The organism is Microbulbifer sp. S227A, from assembly GCF_049800935.1.
This window is the reverse complement of record NZ_JBNAFZ010000002.1, coordinates 210,728-228,054: the sequence shown is the minus strand read 5'-3', so window position 1 is coordinate 228,054 and position 17,327 is coordinate 210,728. Positions and strand designations below refer to the sequence as shown.

The window sequence follows — 17,327 nt, the reverse complement described above, 5'->3', positions numbered from 1 at the left end:
CCTTTAAGAAAGCGTTGTCGGTGAACAAAAGGAGATCGCAACGTGACGATTGATCTGAAATTGCTGGGCGAGGCCTTTGCCGATGCCGAGCTCGCGCGTCCGGTCGGGCGGGTTGTCGGCGTCCGCGGCGGCGCGGTGCAGATCGCGGGAATCGCGCAAGAGGCCCATATTGGCGATCATCTGCTGTTGCGCCGGAAGCCGGGGCCGGAGCTGGCGGGCGAGGTTCTTCAGATCGATCAGGACATCGTTCACATGCTGCCCGATGGCGCGGCGGATGGGGTGGCGATCGGCGACCGGGCGGTTCTGTACCCGATGCCCGGATTTGCGCCGGGGGATCATTGGGTCGGCCGCGTTGTCGATCCCTATGGCGCGCCGCTGGACGGCAAACCTCTGCTGCGCGGGCAGGAGGTGCGCAATATCATGGCTGCGCCGCCGCCGGCGGTCGAACGCATGCCGCTGGGCGCGCGCGTGGGGACCGGGCTGGCGGTGCTGAACACCATGTTGCCGATTGTCGAGGGGCAGCGGATTGGCCTGTTTGCCGGTTCCGGGGTGGGCAAGTCGACTTTGCTGGCAACGCTGGCGCGCCACATGAGCAGCGATATCGTGGTGATCGCGCTGATCGGTGAGCGGGGGCGCGAGGTGAATGATTTTGTCGACCGGGTGCTGGGCCCCGAGGGGATGAAACGCGCCGTGGTTGTCGCCGCAACCTCGGATCAGTCGGCGCTGACCCGGCGGCGCTGTGCCTGGTCTGCCATGGCGATTGCCGAGCATTTCCGCGACCAGGGCCGCAATGTCCTGTTTCTCGCCGATTCGGTGACGCGCTTTGCCGAAGCGCATCGCGAAATCGCGGTCGCCGGGGGCGAAGCCCCGGCGCTGCGCGGGTTCCCCCCGTCGGTCACGCCCCTAATCACCGCGTTGTGCGAACGCGCCGGGCCGGGGCGGCTGGGGCAAGGGCATGTCACCGCCGTGTTCAGCGTGCTGGTCGCCGGTTCGGACATGGACGAGCCCATCGCCGATATCATGCGCGGCGTGCTGGACGGGCACGTGGTTCTGAACCGCGAGATTGCGGAACGCGGCCGTTTCCCTGCCATCGATGTGGGCAAGTCGGTGTCGCGCAGCCTGCCGGACGCGGCGAGCGAGGCCGAGAACGAGACCATCGGCGAGGTGCGCAAGCTGCTCGGCACCTATGAGCAATCCGAAGTCATGATCAAGGCGGGTCTCTACTCCGAAGGCACCGACCCGGTGCTCGACCAGGCGGTCAAGGTCTGGCCCGAGCTGGACGCGTTCTTTGCCCGGCCCGAACCGGACGAGGTCCGCAACAGCTTTGACCGGCTGACGCTGATCCTGCGCCGCGCACAGGGGCCGGGTGCCGTGCGTCCGCGCTAGAACCAGCTGTCCTGCATGTCGTGGGCGCTGGCGTCATTGGCCATCAGGGTCTCGGCCCAACCCTGCGTTCGCACCAGCTCGCGGCGATAGAAATACCGCGCGGCCTGGTGTTTGCCGGTCAGGAAGTCGCGCGCGCCATCGCGCGCCGCGACCCGCGTGGCCGCCATCGTGATCCGCAGCCACATCCAGCCCATGACCACATGGCCGAAACAATCGAGATAGAGGGTTGCGTTGGCAAGGCCACGGTCCGGATCGGCGGCGACCAACCCGGCGAGTCGCTGTGTAACCTGCTCAAGCCGTTGAACATTTTGCTCAAGCGGATTGGCGAACTCGCTGTCCTTTGCGGCGGCGATATCCGCCCGGATCGCGGCCATGACCCGGGCGAAGCCGGCACCGCCATCGATCAACACCTTGCGCCCCAGCAGGTCCATGCCCTGGATGCCATGTGTCCCTTCGTGAATCGGGTTCAGCCGGTTGTCGCGATAATATCGCTCGACCGGGTAGTCGCGCGTATAGCCGGCCCCTCCCAGCACCTGGATCGCGTGCTTGTTGGCCTCAAGGCAGAATTCCGACGCCCAGGATTTCGCAATGGGCGTCAACATGCCAAGCAGGGCGGCCAGATCGCCTTCGCCCCGGCGTTCCCGGTCCACCAGCGTGGCGCAGAAAATCGCAAGCGCCAGCGCCGGTTCGACATGCGCTTTCTGTGCCAGCAGCAACCGGCGCACATCGGCATGTTCGATGATGGCGCGCTGTGGGGCGGACGGATCCTTGCTGCCCGGAGCGCGCCCCTGCGGACGGTCGCGGGCATAGGCCAGTGAGGCCTGGAACCCGGCCTGTCCGAGCGCGGTGGCCCCCATGCCAACCCCGATCCGCGCTTCGTTCATCATCTGGAACATATACGCCAGCCCGTTGTGCGGCGCACCCAGCAGCTCGCCAAAACACGCGCCGGCATCGCCAAAGTTCAGCGCGCAGTTGGTTGTCGCACGGTAGCCCATCTTGTGGTTCAGCCCGGCCAGGGTCACGTCGTTGCCGCTGCCATCGAGGTGCCGCTTGGGCACGATGAACAGCGAAATTCCCTTGACGCCCGCCGGGCCGCCGGGGATCTTGGCCAGAACGAGGTGGACGATGTTCTCGCTCAACTCATGATCGCCGCCCGAGATCCACATCTTGCGCCCGGTGATGCGATACCGCCCGTCTCCGGTCGGTTCCGCACGGGTGGTGATATCCGACAGCGACGATCCCGCTTGCGGTTCACTCAGGCACATGGTGCCGAAAAACCGCCCTTCGACCATGGGGGCAAGCCATGTGCGTTTCTGCGCGTCTGTCCCGAAACTCTGGATCAGCCGGCCCGCGCCCACGGTCAGCATGCCATAGCCCGACAGCGACACGTTCGATGCCGCCAGGATAAAGGCGGCCGCCTGGTGCACGGTTTCCGGCAGGCCCATGCCGCCATGTTCGGGCGCAAAACCGGCGGCGATGAACCCGGCATCGACAAAGGCGTCCACCGCGGGTTTGACCGCATCGGGCAGAATCGCGCGACCATCGACAAAGGCGGGCTCGGTCTCGTCGATCTGGCGGCCGATGGGCAGGAAATGATCGCTTGCCACCTGGTCCGCCGTGTCGAGGATTCCGTTCACCGTCTCGCGGTCGATATCGGTGCCGGCGAGCAGATCGGACAGGCCGGCGACCTCCCAGAGTTGAAACAGCAGGTCTTCACGATCATAGGCGCGCATCCGGTTCCTCCATTCCTGACGGTTCGACCTTAGCGGAACAGCCGGCAGATGGGCCAGTTGTTGCCGCGCGTGACCCTGCGGCAGTTGAGTTTGCACCGCAAACCGCCTATTTCGGCGGAAACGTGTACGCGGTGTTTCAGAGGATAACAGCTTGGCCAATCATCTTTATCAGAACGACCTGCCTGACGGGCTTGACCTGGGGCCGGTTGTCGCCATCGATTGCGAGACCATGGGGCTGAACCCGCATCGCGACCGGCTCTGCGTGATCCAGATGTCTGGCGGCGACGGAGAGGCGCATATCGTGCAGGTGGCCAAGGGCCAGACCGAGGCACCCAATCTCTGTGCGATGCTGAAAGATGCCAATGTGCTCAAGCTGTTTCATTTCGGGCGTTTCGACATCGCGGCGATGTATCATGCATTCGGTGCGCTGGCGGCACCGGTCTATTGCACCAAGATCGCCTCGCGGCTGGTGCGGACCTATACCGACCGGCATGGCCTGCGGAACCTGACCCAGGAATTGATCGGTGTGGATATCTCCAAGCAACAGCAGATGAGCGATTGGGGTGCGGCGGACCTGACCGAGGCCCAGCTTGATTATGCCGCTTCCGATGTGCTGCACCTGCACCGCCTGCGCGCGGAACTGGACAAGCGATTGGCGCGCGAGGGGCGCAGCGAGATCGCGCAGGCCTGTTTCGATTTCCTGCCCACCCGGTCACGGCTCGACCTTGCGGGCTGGCCCGAAACCGACATCTTCGCGCACTCATGAGCAGCACATTCCAAACCACGGCGCGCCGCGTCATCCGTGTCGAAGCCGAGGCGCTGTCGCTGCTTGAGCAGAGCCTGAACGGAGATTTCGATCGGGCCATCGAATTGCTCCTGGGGGCAAGCGGCCGGGTCATTGTCAGCGGCATGGGCAAATCCGGCCACATCGCCCGCAAGATCGCCGCGACCTTTGCCAGCACCGGCACGCCGGCGCATTTCGTGCATCCCGCCGAGGCCAGCCATGGTGATCTTGGCATGATGGCGCAGGGTGACGTCGCGCTGGTGCTGTCCAATTCGGGCGAAACGCCCGAACTTGCCGACCTGGTGGCCTATACCCGCCGGTTCGGCATTCCGTTGATCGGGGTGGCGAGCCGCGCGGAGTCGACCTTGCTGCGGCAATCCGATGTCGCGCTGGTGCTGCCTGCGGCGCAAGAGGCCTGCGGCACCGGTATCGTGCCCACCACCTCGACGACCATGACGCTGGCGCTTGGCGATGCGCTGGCGGTTGCGCTGATGGAGCATCGCGCCTTCACGCCCGAGCACTTCCGCGAGTTTCACCCGGGTGGCAAATTGGGTGCGCGCCTGTCCAAGGTACGCGACCTGATGCACAAGGGCGCGGCTCTGCCCCTGGTCGATACCGTCGCCCCGATGAGCGATACCCTGATTGAAATCAGCCAGAAGGGCTTTGGCGTGGCCGGTGTCCGCAACGGGGACGGTACGCTGGCCGGGATCATCACCGATGGCGACCTGCGGCGCAAGATGGAGGGGCTGCTGGGCCATCAGGCGGGCGAGGTGATGACACCGAATCCAACCGTGATCGGCCCCGACGCCCTGGCCGAAGAGGCGGTCGCCGTGATGAACCAGCGAAAGATCACCTGCCTGTTCGTGGTTGATCCGGACGGTCCGGCCACGCCGCTTGGTCTCTTGCATATCCATGACTGCCTGCGGGTCGGTCTGGGCTGAGCCGGGGGCGTCGGTGGATCGATATTCGCGCACCGTTGCCATCCTGCGGGTGCTCTTGCCCCTGTCGGCGCTGGCCATTCTTGCGACCCTGTTCCTGTTCTCGCGCAGCCAGGATCAGGTGGCGACGATTCCGTTCACCGAGGCCGATGTCACGGCCCGCACCAAGGGGCAGCAGGTCACGCACCCTTTCTTTTCCGGCACCACGGCAAAGGGCGAGGAAATCATCGTCACCGCCGACAGCGCCCGACCCGGCAGCGACACCACCCCGGGGGATGCGGACAACCTGAGCGCGCGGCTCAAGACCGCGGGGGGGCAATTGATCACCCTGCGATCGGATTCCGGAACGCTTGCCTCGGCGGGCGACATGGCCCGGTTCACCGGCAATGTCCGCATCAAGACCTCGGCCGGGCTCGAGATGCTGACCGAAGTGCTGAACGCGGCGCTCGACGGTATCTCGGGCAACGCGCCCGGAACCGTGACCGGTTCGGGCCCGATGGGCGATTTCACCGCCGGCAGCATGGCGTTCTCGGCAAAAAGCGGTGATGGGGACCTGCATATGCTTTTCAAGAATGGCGTTAAGCTGATATACGACCCGAAACAGTTAGAAAGATAATAAGTGAACCGTATTGCTGCCCTCCTCCTGTGCGTCGCGCTCGCCCCGGGCGCCGCGATGGCCCAGACACAGGGCACCAAGGTTGCGTTTGGCGCGATCAAGGCCGATCCCACCCTGCCGGTCGAGGTGACGTCGGATACGCTGGATGTAAATCAGGCGGACGGTTCCGCCGAGTTCAAGGGCAATGTGCTGGTCGGGCAGGGCGAGATGAAGCTGTCCGCGCAACGGGTTCTGGTGATCTATGCCGAGGCCACCGGCGGCGTCGCGCGGCTGGAGGCGGTGGGTGACGTGGTTCTGGTCAATGGCCCGGACGCGGCGAGTGCCGAGCGCGCGGATTACACCATCGACAGCGGTGTGGTCGTGATGACCGGCGATGTGCTTTTGACGCAGGGGGCCAATGCGCTCACCTCCGAGAAGATGACCGTGAACCTGACCGATGGCACCGCCAACATGGTGGGCCGGGTCAAGACCATCCTGATTCCGGAAAAATCGGAATGAGCACGCCAGCCCTGACCGTGACCGACGGCGAATCCGGCCTGCGGATCGAGCGGCTGCGCAAATCCTATCGCAAGAAGCTGGTCATTCGCGATGTGACCATGGCGGTCAACCGCGGCGAGGTTGCGGCGCTGCTCGGGCCCAACGGGTCGGGCAAGACCACCACGTTCTATGCGATCGCGGGGCTGGTGATTCCCGAAGCCGGCAGCGTGTCGATCGACGGGCAGGCGGTGACCGGGTTGCCGATGTACCGGCGCGCGCGGCTGGGGATCGGGTATCTGCCACAGGAAATGTCGATCTTTCGCGGCCTCAGCGTCGAAGACAATATTTCGGCGGTGCTCGACATCACGGTGCGGCACCACCACAAGCGCCGGGAACGTCTGGAAGAGCTGCTGTCGGATTTTTCCATCGAACATCTGCGGCGCGCCCCGGCGCTGGCCCTGTCCGGCGGCGAACGGCGGCGGGTCGAGATCGCACGCTGTCTTGCGGCGAATCCGAAATACCTCTTGCTGGACGAACCCTTTGCCGGGGTCGACCCGATCTCGGTCGGCGATATCCGGCATCTGGTCGCCGATCTCAAGAAACGCGGGATTGGCGTGCTCATCACCGATCACAACGTGCGCGAGACGCTGGAGATCGTTGACCGGGCCTATATCCTGCATGACGGGCAGGTCCTGATGTCGGGAACCCCGGCGGAAGTGGTCGAGAATGAAAACGTCCGCCGCGTCTATCTGGGCGAAAATTTCAGGATCTACTGAGCTGGCGCAGGATTCGTTCCGCCACATGCCATTTCCGACATTATTGATGCGGCTTTGCATTGACACCGACCCCGAGTGTCGCCTCAAATGGGGTATGGCAACACTCCTGTTTGATGCAGTCTCCGATATGCTCTTCCCCGAAGGCACCATACGCACTCACCAAGCAGACCGATTGCCTGCCCCCCTCAACCGGACCTGACTTCTTCGCGGCCATTCAGTGCCGCGTTGCCGGTTGAAACAGAGAAGGAGAACATATGCGTTACCAAATCAGCGGAAAACAGATCGATATTGGCGAGGCCCTGCAAACACACGTCAAAACCGATCTGGATGCGGTGGTTGAAAAATACGCCGAGCGGCCGACCGGTGCCAATGTCATCTTTTCCCGCTCGGCGAGCGAGTATGTCTGTGAAGCAACGATTCATCTGTCGACCGGTCTGAATGCAACCGCCAAGGCGCATGCGCATGAGATATACGCGGCGTTCGAGGCCTGTTCCGAAAAAATGGAAAAGCAGCTGCGCCGCTACAAGCGGAGGCTGAAAGATCATCACCGGGACCGTTCACAGCCGGTTGAACTCTTTGGCGCGTCCTCGTATATCCTCGCGTCGGAAGAGCAGGCCGAGGATGCCGAACCTGACACGCTCCAGCCGATCATCGTTGCCGAGATGGAAACCCAGATACCGTCGCTATCTGTGGGGGAAGCGGTGATGCAGATGGAGCTGGCAGGCGCACCGGTGCTGATTTTCCGCAACGAAGGCAAGGAAGGGCTGAACGTCGTGTATCGCCGCGAAGATGGCAATATCGGCTGGATCGACCCCTGAGCGGCAAGACATTACCCTGTGGCGCCTGACGGTGCCCAAGCGGAGACAGTGAGACATGGAGTTGACCAGCATCCTCAGGCCCGAGGCCGTCAAGGTTTTCTCGGCCGCATCGAGCAAGAAGCGGCTGTTCCAGGAAATCGGTGACGTGGCCCATAACGCATACGGGCTGGATGCTGCCATGACTGTGGACGCTCTGTTGGAACGTGAAAGCCTTGGCCCAACCGGTGTGGGCCATGGCGTTGCCTTGCCGCACGCGCGGATGGAAGGGCTGAGCCAGGTCGTCGGGGCCTTTGTCATGCTTGAAAAGCCCATCGATTTCGGTGCGGTTGACCGTCAGCCCGTGGATATCGCCTTTGCGCTCTTTGCGCCCGAAGATGCCGGGGTCGAGCACCTCAAGGCGCTTGCGCTGGTGTCGCGGACCCTGCGCGAGCCAGCACTGTGCTCAAAGCTGCGGGCCAATCTGGATGTCACGACGCTCTACGCGTTATTGTCCGAAGCGCAGTCGGTTCAGGCGGCCTGAGCCGCGCGCCAGTCTTCAAATCCAAATAGCAGATAGTCGCGCCGGTAAACCTGCGCGGCTTTTTTCTGCAATGCGGCGTCGCATATATCGGCAAGCGCAAATGGTTCATCCGGCGATAGACCGGGCAGGGGAGGCGTTGTGGGGCCATAGCCGGCCAGATCGGCCAGTACCGGCAACAGGCGCGGCAATTCCTCTTCCCGCAGGATCAGGTCCGGCGGGGCGAATTCCGCAAAGCCCGACAGCGCGCCCGCCTGGCTGCAAAGCGCGGGGTGGGGGGCAAGCGCGGTCTGGCCGGCCATGTTGGCCCGCGCGAAATCCAGGAACACCATGAACGCCCGGCGATGGTCTTGCACGGTCGACCAGACTCCGTTGCGCGGGCGTTTCAGTTTGAACTGGCGCGCCAGCCCCTCTTGCATCCTGGGGTCGGCATCCGGACCGTCCGACAGGATCGCCGCACAAAACACCGAATGGGCGCGCGCCAGCGGGTGACGCAGCACCGTGAAACCGCGATGGTCGGGGTGGGCCCTGAGCCATTGGCGCAGATGTTTCTGGTTCATCCCGGTTTGCAGCGCGTCGGTGGTCACGCCGTCCAGGGCGGCCAGCCAGCGGGTGATTTCGGCAATCGGCCCGCCCGGCACCGGCATGAACAACAACGGAGCCTTGGCCGCTGCCACGTGGCGCGGCACCGCGGGGCCGCGGCGGGGTTCGAAATTCGGGGTGCGCGACAGTTGGAAATAGTCGGCCCGCGCCAGCGCGCGCTCCATCTCGTCGGGATTGTCGACGCGCTCGGCCAGCGGGGCCGGGTTTTGCGGCTTCAGGCTCTGATCGGGCCGGGCAAGGCGGCCCTCCGAGCCCAGCCAGGCGGCCAGCCCATTCAGAACATCGACATCGCGCAGGTCGTCATAAGACAGGTAAAACCCCGTCTGGCCACTGATCTGGAGGCGCTTGAGGATCTTTTCCTGAAAGCCGCGTACCGCATCCAGATGGCGATCAAATTCCTCGGGGTCGAAATGGGTTATGGCTTCCTTGCGCCGCTTCACATCGGTCAGTTTCCATTGCCCGGTCTCGGCGGCGATTTTCCATGAAACGTAGCTGTCCAGCGGATTGCGGGTCAGGATGATCTTGGCACAGCGCGCATCATCGATGATCGTGTCAAACACCCGTGCGTCATGGTCATGGAAATAGCGAAACCCGTGCAGGCCTCCGGGGGCGGCGCGCATGGTCGAGATCAGCTCTTGCGGAGCGGCGTCGCGCTCGGCCAGCGACATGCCCAGAACCTCGTTGCGGCGGGGATAACCGATGAAATTCGGGTTGAACGCCTCGCCGTGACAGTGAATGTCGGCCAGCGCGTTCAGGTTGGTTTCAAGGAAATTGGACCCGGTGCGCATCTCTGCGAACAGCACGAAATAGTCGAACATGGCCGTCATCGCGCCCTATTGGACCAGGTAGGGTTTGCTGGGGCGTTTGGGCCGGATGGCGGGCGGGTCCTCCAGGGGGAAATCACCGGTCAGATGCGGGTGCATCCCCTGATTCTTGAGCTTTTGCAGGAACTGACCAAAGCCCGCGAGGTCCGCCATCTGCGGTGCCTCGGTCAGGGTCCGGTTGTTGTGCTGGCCAATCTCGTCCACGATGTCCTGCAGGGCCTCCATCGGTGCCTCCATGAATTCGGCAAGCGACCAGATGCGCGCCTGCGCCTTGGCCTCTTTCGATCTTAGCACGGCCAGTTGCCGTGTCTCGATCTTTTGCAGCTTGGCCGCACGCCGGCGCAGCTCGGCAAAGTTACGATCGGAGTGAAACAGCGGAATGGCCCAGGCCCCGGTGATGACGGCGATCCGGGCGTTCGGGTCCTGCGCGATGAAGGGCGCGATGGCCTGCCTGTCGGCGGGGCCGAACTGCAAGCATTGCCGCGCGCCCCGCGTGTTCCAGATCAGGCTGGTCAGAAAGGTCTCGGGCGCATAGTCCCGCTTGGCGGCGCTGTCGCTCAGGCCGCCATTGTAGACGGAACCACGCCCGGCAAACGCGACGCGGTCCGGTGCGAACAGGTGGCCGTGAACCTGGGTGCCGGTGCTTCTGCCAAGCCAGTCTTCGAAATTGTCGAACAGTTCGGCAAAGCCCTGAAACACCGAATATGGGTTCGAAGTTGGCGCGTTCACTGCCCCGCGGTGCGGCATCCGGCTCTGCATGTAGAGCCCGGGACGCCCCCGGGTCCGCTGTTCAACCGCCCGTGCAAAGACCCGGTCGATCCGGGCCGGGTTGGGTTCCGCGGCGTTCTGCGGGCCGGAATTGTTCAGGAAAGTGGCGTAAAGCCGGGTTGCATGCGGCCAGGCCTTGCGTGCGACAAAACAGTTCGATCGCCTGAGCAATTGCAGGTGATCGTCATAGAATACATGCGGTTTGCCCTGGTGGTCGAACTTGGAGAGCGTCAGCGAGCGGCTTTCAATTTCGGTGGAATAGCGGCGCACGAGCGTCTGGAAATAGCTTTCATCGGGGATCCAGACCTTGCGGAAATACCGGTCATACCGGGCACGGTTCGGATCGCCCAGGATCGCGGCGAGGGTCTGGCGCGTCAGGCACCACCATTGGCTGCCGATATGCGGGTCCAGCCCATCGGGCACCTTGCGCTGCAGACCCAACCGGCGTTGCAGGCGCACATAGCGGTCGAACAAGGCGCGCTGCCGCTTCCACGAAAAGGGAAATCGCAGCGTGAACCGTTCCTGCTGAAGACCGCCCTTGGCCCAGGGCACATCCGCGGTGGTCGCGCTTTCGATGAAATCGGTGTGCGGGCGCGCCGCGAGATACTCGACCAGCTCGCTCACCGGGCGCAACGGCAGGCAGGACCCGGAGACAAGGTAGACATGGTGAAGATCGTCGAACTCGGCGAGCAACATTTCGCTGGCCGATTGCGACGCCGCGACGATACCCCACCGCCCCCATTCGCAGCGGTGCCGTTTGCAGAACCGGATCATCGGTTGATCGGCCAGGGCCTGCACCAGCCGGTCATGGGCATCCCGCTCCACGTTCAAATCCACATGCAGCGCCACCGGACAACCGGCGGCCGCCCAGTGCCGCGCGACTTGCTCGACACGGTCCAGCGCCGTATGCACCAGCATGGCAATGCCGACGCTCATGTCCAGTTGCCCTTGGACATCAGGCCGAGGATCTCGATCTGCCGCCAGTTGATGTATTTCTCGCTCCACTCGTTCCACGGCCCGGCACCGTCTTCGAGCCTGTCGAGATAGGCCCGGTATTCGACCGACCCGTAATAGTGCTGCTTGCGGCTCAGTTCCTCGGTGGCCTTGTCCGCAAAATTATCGAGGAACTTGGCGTGCAGCAGAACACCGCTGGCCTTTTCGCCGCCGCCTTGATCATAGACCAGGTTCAGCCCCCGCGGCAGCAGCATATGGGTCGAACTGACATAGGCATAGCGGCGGTTCCACTTGACCAGGGGAATCTTGTTCAGCGCGGGGGCCTTGTCCGGATTGTCGGCAAAGAACATGCGGCTGCGCGGCCCGCCCTGGATCCACAGGTTGCCAAATTCGGGATTGCGCTTCAGCGTGTAGTTCCCGCTGTCGAACCACTCGGCGATTTCCATCGGGTTTTGGCCGGGTTCGTAATGCAGCGCGTCCAGCCGTCCGCGCGGGTACATGTCCAGCAGCATGGCCCCGAAGGATTTGATCGACGACGCGCCAAGCCAGTCGGTCAGCGCCCGCAAGGGGCGGGTATCGCAGAATGGATAGACAAAGAACTCATCCGGATCGACCACCAGTGTCCAATGCCCATGGCCATGCTTGCGCAGCAGGTAGTTCAGCCAGTCCGTGCCGAAATTCGACTTCTTGTAGCTGTGACGGGTATGCCAGACCGAGATATCCGCCGCCCCGGCGAGCAATTCGGCGGTGGTGTCATTGCTGTCATTGTCCACGAACAGGAAGTGATCGACCCCGAGATCGCGGTAATATTTCAGGAAATAGGGCAGCCTGACGCCTTCGTTGCGGAAAATGCTGACCAGAAGGATGTCGTCGGGCCGAATCGCGGCGGTGTTGTCCTGTACCGGGCGCAGCTCGCGCGATTTGCGCAGGCAACGCAGCAACCGGCGCCTGCGCCGCAATCTCATGCGATAGGACGTCCACAGGCTCATGACCCGGCGCGCTCCCGACGTGATGACATGCTGTTACCGTATGACACTTGCCAGTTCCGACATACCTGTCCAATTGTCACTGTTTGGTTAGCCATATCAAAGAATTTTCAGAAACTTACGGGGAGCTTTAGAGAAATTGTCACCTTTTGGAGGCGAGCGCCACCCTTACCAGCCCCCGGACTGCATCAATCCACGGGCTTCGAGCTGTTGCCAGCCTTCGAACCGTACCGAGCCGGGCGACCACAAATCGGGCCCGGCGGCCACCTGGTCGTAATATCGCGCGAATTCGCCGGGTTCGTGAAAATGCTGGCCGCGTTGTTTTTCGACGGCGGCGCGGTGCATCGCCTGGGGCAGGAACTTGGTGTGCAGCAGAACCCCGCAGGGCATCCCCGAACCCGGCCCGTCATAGCCAAAGTTCAGGCGGCGGGGCAGGATCGCGTGACAGGAATTGACATAGGCATAGCGCCGCGACCAGCGCACCAACGGCAGTTTGTTCAGCGTCGGCGACCGGCGCGGGGAGTCGGCAAAGAACACCCGCTCGCGCATACCGCCCTGGACCCAGAGGTTGCCAAGCGGCTGCTGGCGCTGCGCCCGGTAGGGGGCGGGATCGAACCAGGACAGGGTGGCAAGCGGATCGTCACCGGCGCGATAGGTGTGCCCCGCAAGCGGCCCCCTGGGATAAAGGTCGAGCATCAGCGCGCCGAACACGTCATGCCCCTGCGCCGCGAGCCAGCGGGTCAGCTCATGCAGGCCGCAGCTTTGGTGATGGGCGTAGACAAACAGCTCGTCCGCGTCGAGCATCAGGCACCAATGGCCATCCGCATGGCGCATCTGAAGCCATGTCATCCAGTCCAGCCCGAAACGCGCGTCACGATAGCTGTGATCGGTGCTCCAGAGCGAGACATCCGGCTGCGCGGCGAGAAATTCGCCAGAGCCGTCATCGCTGGCATTGTCCACGATCAGAAAGTGATCGACGCCCAGCTTGCGATGATGGTCAAGAAACCACGGCAGGCGGTCGATCTCATTCCGGATGGTGCTGATGGCCAGGATCGCGGCGGGGGTGATCCGGGCCGTGCGGTCATGGACCGGGCGAAGTTGATGGCGGCTGCGAAACGACCGCCACAACAGGCCACGCCGCCGCCAGCGCAGGCGATAGGCTGCACCGGGACCGATCCGGGCGTTGCCGCCGCTCATGGTGTCACTTGTCGTAATGCCCCGATTCGTGCCAGCGCCAGGCGTCGGCGATCATGGTGCGCAGGTCAGAGCGCGAGGGGGTCCAGCCCAGCTCCTGCTCGGCCCGCACTGAGCCCGAAACCAGCTTGGTCGCATCGCCGGCCCGGCGCGGACCGATGACATAGGGCACCTCGCGATTGGTCACCGAGCGGGAATGATCGATCACCTCGCGCACGGAAAACCCGCTGCCGGTTCCGAGGTTGAACACCTTGCTGCCCTTGCCATCCCCAAGCCATTGCAGGCCCAGAACATGGGCATCCACCAGGTCGCTGACATGCACATAGTCGCGAATGCAGGTGCCGTCCGGCGTGTCATAGTCGGTTCCGAACACGGTCAGCGCATCGCGCTTGCCGTCAATCGCCTCGAGCATGATCGGGATGAGATGGGTCTCGGGGCGGTGATGTTCGCCAATTTCGGCCTCGGGATCCGCCCCCGCCACGTTGAAATAGCGAAAGATCACGTGGCGCAGCCCATGGGCGGCCTCGAAATCGCGCAGGATATCCTCGATGGCCCGCTTGGATGCCCCATAGGCATTGAGCGGCACCTGTGGCGTGTTTTCATCCAGCACCACGTTGTCATGTTCGCCATAGGTGGCACAGGTCGAGGAAAACACGAAATCCAGGCATCCCGCCGCGACCGCCGCCTCGATCAGGGTCAGCGACCCCTCGACATTGTTGCGCCAATAGCGGCCCGGTTGGCTCATCGCTTCGCCCACCTGGCTGAGCGCGGCAAAATGCATGACGGCGATGGGCTTGTGGGTGGCAAACACCTCGTCCAGCCGCGCCCGGTCCAGCAGGTCGCCGCGCTCGAACGGGCCAAACCTGACCGCATCCTGCCAGCCGGTCTCGAGATTGTCATAGGTCACGGGAACATAGCCCGCGGCTTTCAATGCCTTGCAGGCATGTGACCCGATATAACCGGCGCCACCAGTCACCAGAACGGTGTTCATTTTCGATCCTCGCAGGGCCTATTCGGCCGCCTTGTCCAGTTGAACGATATCGCGCAGGTAACGCGAGAGATCGTCGCGCAGATCATCGCGCGCCAATGCAAAGGCCACGGTGGCCTGCAAGAAGCCCGCCTTGGAGCCGCAATCGAACCGCTGGCCCCTGAACCGGAAACCATAGACCGAGTTGCTGGAGCCGATATCCTGGGCAATTGCGTCGGTCAGCTGGATCTCGCCGCCGGCACCTTCCTTCATCTTGTTGAGGTTGCGCAGGATCGACGGGCTGAGGATATAGCGGCCGATCACCGCAAGGTTCGACGGTGCTTCGGCGGGCTTGGGTTTCTCGACCATGCCCTTGACCTTGACGATCGACCCCTGATCTTCCTCGAGATCAAGCACACCATAGGCCGACGCGGCCTCGGGCGGGACTTCCATTGCCGCAACCATGTTGCCGCCGGTTTCCTCGTAGGCTTCGACCATCTGTTGCAGGCAGGGGGTCTCGGCGGCGATGACGTCATCGGGCAGGATGACCGCAAAGGGTTCATTGGCAATCAGCCGGCGCGCACACCACACCGCATGGCCCAACCCAAGGGCCCGGTGCTGGCGGATATAGGCGATTGCGCCGCTTTCCATGTTGGTGGCCTTGAGAATATCCAGAAGCTCACTCTTGCCCTTGCGGCGCAGCTCCTGTTCGAGCACCGGAGAGTGGTCAAAGTAATCTTCCAGCGCGCCCTTCCCCTTGGAAGTGACAAAGATGAATTCCTTGATCCCGGCGGCGCGCGCTTCGTCGATGGCATATTGAACCAGGGGACGGTCAACCAGCGTCATGATCTCTTTTGGCACCGATTTGGTCGCCGGCAGGAACCGCGTGCCCATGCCTGCAACCGGAAAAATTGCTTTCGTTACTTTCTTGCCCATGGATGTCTCTCAGCTCAATAATTTCTACACTTGGACAGCGTCGGCCTTGTTATACACGATCCGCTTGCGGTCGTCACATGCCCCAGGTTTCCGCCCGGCCAATATATCCGCCGGGTCATCGCGGATATACATTGCAGCGATGCCCGCCAATGCAAGCCCCGAAGCGCTCGCTGATACAAAACACATGAAACGATAGGGCGTCAAAAGGGGAAATCTCACCATATGCCGTCATTTTGCATAAATCCGCTGCTTTCGGGTCTGGTTCGGCGGATTATCGATGCAACTCTAGGGTGTTTTATCCGCAATCTCAATCATGCCCAACGCCGGCCCGATCCGTCAGTCGAGCCCCATCTGTTTCATCATGGTCTCAAGGCGTGGCACGTCCTCGGGATTGTTCAGCTCCCAGAACTGCCGGCCCCGCGCCTCGACCTCGACACAGAGCACCTTGCCGCCGTTCTCCATGAAGCGCAGTTGCTCAAGCCCTTCCAGCCGTTCCAGCGGGCCGACCGGCCAGGCCGGGTATGCGGCCAGCGCCTCGGGCCGATAGGCATAGACACCGACATGATGGAACACCGGGGTCTCGGCGTCATCGGCATAGGTTTGGGCGGTAAAAGGGATGACTTCCTTGGAAAAATACATCGCGCTTTTGTCGGCGGAAAACACCGCCGTGGTGCCGCCCACGCGCCCGGCCCTGCGATCGGCGAGAAACCCGTTCAGGGCCGCCCCGTCACACCGCAGAACTGGCGTTGCAACGCCCGCATCCGGAGCGGCGCGCAATCCCCGGATAAGGTCTTCTATGAACCAGTGGGGGGTCAGCGGGGCATCACCCTGCAGGTTGACGACAATCTCATAGCCACCGCCAAGCGCTGCATGCGCGTCGGCACAGCGTTCGGTTCCGTTGACACAATCCGATGAAGTCATCACCACCTCGGCGCCGAATCCTTCGCAGGCGGCGCGAATGCGATCGTCATCGGTGGCAACCACCACCCGATCGACCCCAGAGACCGCTTGCGCCGCCCGCCAGGACCGTTCGATCAATGTCCGGGACGTGCCGCTTGCCCCGGTCAACCCCACCAGCGGCTTGCCCGGATACCGCGACGACGCATAGCGCGCGGGAATGGCAACCAGTACCCCCATCAGGCGCTCTTCAGCGTGACGCCGGGGGCATGGGCGATGAAGAACGGATTGGCATAGCCATCCTTGCCATAGGTCAGCGGGCTGTGATCGTCAAAGCGCACGACCTTGCCACCCGCCCCCTGCAACACCGCGTGGCCGGCGGCGGTGTCCCATTCCATCGTGCGCCCCACGCGGGGATAGAGATCGGCCTCACCGGTGGCGACAAGGCAGAACTTCAGCGACGATCCCGCGCTCTTCATGTCTTTCACGCCATATTTGCCGATATAGTCGTCCGTCGCCTGATCGCGATGCGACTTGCTCGCCACCACCATCAGCGCGTCATTATCGGGCGTCGCGACCGTGATCGGGCTGAGCGGGCCGACGGTTCCGGGGTCCAGCGCGCCGGTCTCTTCGACCGATTGCCCATCCGCCTGGGTATAGAACATACGCCCCTTGGCCGGGGCATAGACCACGCCGCGCGTCGGCACACCATTCTCGACCAGCGCGATGTTCACCGTGAAATCACCGCGGCGGTGGATGAATTCCTTGGTGCCGTCCAGCGGATCGACAATCAGAAAGGTATCGCCCTTGGCGCTGTGGCTGGCGGCTTGCTCTTCGGTCACCAGCATCACGTCGGGAAACGCGGCGCGCAGCCCTGCCGAAATGAGCGCATCCGCCGCTTCGTCGGCCTCGGTCACCGGGCTGTCATCGGATTTGACCTTCACGTCGAAATCATCCGAATTGTAAATCTCCATGATCTTGGCCCCTGCCTCGATGGACAGGCGGCGGATGACCGGGATCAGCTCTTCATGGGTCACTCGGGTTACTCCGATGCGGTTTGTTGATAAGCACGTCTGCGCCCCTTATGATCGCAGCGCAACGGTTCGGCAAGATTTCCGTGGCAAGTTTGCCGGCGTCACAGGATCACAGGTCA

Annotated in this window: 17 protein-coding genes; 8 read left to right on the top strand and 9 right to left on the bottom strand. The window is 63.1% G+C overall.

The features are described from left to right. The first annotated feature begins 42 nt into the window (after positions 1-42). The gene (locus tag ACP15R_RS05915) at positions 43-1,386 is read left to right on the top strand and encodes a FliI/YscN family ATPase (protein ID WP_424985469.1); all 1,344 of its coding nucleotides are present in this window, start codon (positions 43-45) and stop codon (positions 1,384-1,386) included. Here ACP15R_RS05915 and ACP15R_RS05910 read toward each other — a convergent pair. Beyond that, positions 1,383-3,119: an acyl-CoA dehydrogenase gene (locus ACP15R_RS05910; RefSeq protein WP_424985468.1), complete on the bottom strand. Its 1,737-nt coding sequence runs from the start codon at positions 3,117-3,119 to the stop codon at positions 1,383-1,385. The genes ACP15R_RS05915 and ACP15R_RS05910 overlap by 4 nt on opposite strands. A gap of 151 nt (positions 3,120-3,270) precedes the next feature. On the opposite strand from ACP15R_RS05910, the gene ACP15R_RS05905 reads away from it, so the two are divergent. The 7 genes from ACP15R_RS05905 (at position 3,271) to ACP15R_RS05875 (ending at position 8,048) form a co-directional block, all read left to right on the top strand. After that, complete coding sequence (locus tag ACP15R_RS05905; RefSeq protein WP_424985467.1) at positions 3,271-3,885, top strand: ribonuclease D; 615 nt, start codon at positions 3,271-3,273, stop codon at positions 3,883-3,885. Then, entirely contained in the window at positions 3,882-4,844 is a 963-nt protein-coding gene (locus ACP15R_RS05900; protein WP_424985466.1) for a KpsF/GutQ family sugar-phosphate isomerase, read from the top strand. Before ACP15R_RS05905 ends, ACP15R_RS05900 begins: the two co-directional genes overlap by 4 nt. Positions 4,845-4,857: 13 nt before the next feature. Beyond that, entirely contained in the window at positions 4,858-5,457 is a 600-nt protein-coding gene (locus ACP15R_RS05895; RefSeq protein WP_424985465.1) for a hypothetical protein, read from the top strand. 57 nt (positions 5,458-5,514) lie between these two features. After that, positions 5,515-5,955, top strand: a complete 441-nt coding sequence (locus ACP15R_RS05890; RefSeq protein ID WP_424985464.1) for an LptA/OstA family protein — start codon at positions 5,515-5,517, stop codon at positions 5,953-5,955. Further along, positions 5,952-6,710, top strand: coding sequence for an LPS export ABC transporter ATP-binding protein (gene lptB, locus ACP15R_RS05885; protein WP_424985463.1), 759 nt, complete (start codon positions 5,952-5,954; stop codon positions 6,708-6,710). Before ACP15R_RS05890 ends, lptB begins: the two co-directional genes overlap by 4 nt. A gap of 254 nt (positions 6,711-6,964) precedes the next feature. Beyond that, on the top strand, positions 6,965-7,528 hold the full coding sequence (gene hpf / locus ACP15R_RS05880) for a ribosome hibernation-promoting factor, HPF/YfiA family (RefSeq protein ID WP_424985462.1): 564 nt from the start codon (positions 6,965-6,967) through the stop codon (positions 7,526-7,528). Between the two features lie 55 nt (positions 7,529-7,583). Next, positions 7,584-8,048 carry a PTS sugar transporter subunit IIA gene (locus ACP15R_RS05875; RefSeq protein ID WP_424985461.1) on the top strand — a complete coding sequence of 155 codons (465 nt, stop codon included), beginning with the start codon at positions 7,584-7,586 and terminating at the stop codon, positions 8,046-8,048. Here the strand turns inward: ACP15R_RS05875 and ACP15R_RS05870 are convergent. From ACP15R_RS05870 to cysQ, 8 genes are all read right to left on the bottom strand, one after another. Then, positions 8,036-9,475, bottom strand: a complete 1,440-nt coding sequence (locus ACP15R_RS05870; protein ID WP_424985460.1) for a hypothetical protein — start codon at positions 9,473-9,475, stop codon at positions 8,036-8,038. The two genes, ACP15R_RS05875 and ACP15R_RS05870, sit on opposite strands and share 13 nt — an antisense overlap. A gap of 6 nt (positions 9,476-9,481) precedes the next feature. Beyond that, complete coding sequence (locus ACP15R_RS05865) at positions 9,482-11,176, bottom strand: beta-1,6-N-acetylglucosaminyltransferase (protein ID WP_424985459.1); 1,695 nt, start codon at positions 11,174-11,176, stop codon at positions 9,482-9,484. Next, positions 11,173-12,183, bottom strand: coding sequence for a glycosyltransferase family 2 protein (locus ACP15R_RS05860; protein ID WP_424985458.1), 1,011 nt, complete (start codon positions 12,181-12,183; stop codon positions 11,173-11,175). Before ACP15R_RS05860 ends, ACP15R_RS05865 begins: the two co-directional genes overlap by 4 nt. A gap of 165 nt (positions 12,184-12,348) precedes the next feature. Then, positions 12,349-13,377, bottom strand: coding sequence for a glycosyltransferase family 2 protein (locus tag ACP15R_RS05855; RefSeq protein ID WP_424985457.1), 1,029 nt, complete (start codon positions 13,375-13,377; stop codon positions 12,349-12,351). A 4-nt stretch (positions 13,378-13,381) separates the two neighbouring features. Further along, entirely contained in the window at positions 13,382-14,365 is a 984-nt protein-coding gene (gene galE / locus ACP15R_RS05850) for a UDP-glucose 4-epimerase GalE (RefSeq protein ID WP_424985456.1), read from the bottom strand. An 18-nt stretch (positions 14,366-14,383) separates the two neighbouring features. Continuing rightward, positions 14,384-15,277, bottom strand: a complete 894-nt coding sequence (galU, locus tag ACP15R_RS05845) for a UTP--glucose-1-phosphate uridylyltransferase GalU (protein ID WP_424985455.1) — start codon at positions 15,275-15,277, stop codon at positions 14,384-14,386. 336 nt (positions 15,278-15,613) lie between these two features. Continuing rightward, positions 15,614-16,414 (bottom strand): 3-deoxy-manno-octulosonate cytidylyltransferase, encoded by an 801-nt coding sequence (locus ACP15R_RS05840; RefSeq protein WP_424985454.1) that lies wholly within the window; start codon positions 16,412-16,414, stop codon positions 15,614-15,616. Then, on the bottom strand, positions 16,414-17,211 hold the full coding sequence (cysQ, locus tag ACP15R_RS05835) for a 3'(2'),5'-bisphosphate nucleotidase CysQ (RefSeq protein WP_424985453.1): 798 nt from the start codon (positions 17,209-17,211) through the stop codon (positions 16,414-16,416). The genes ACP15R_RS05840 and cysQ overlap by 1 nt, the downstream gene beginning before the upstream one ends. Positions 17,212-17,327: the final 116 nt, after the last annotated feature.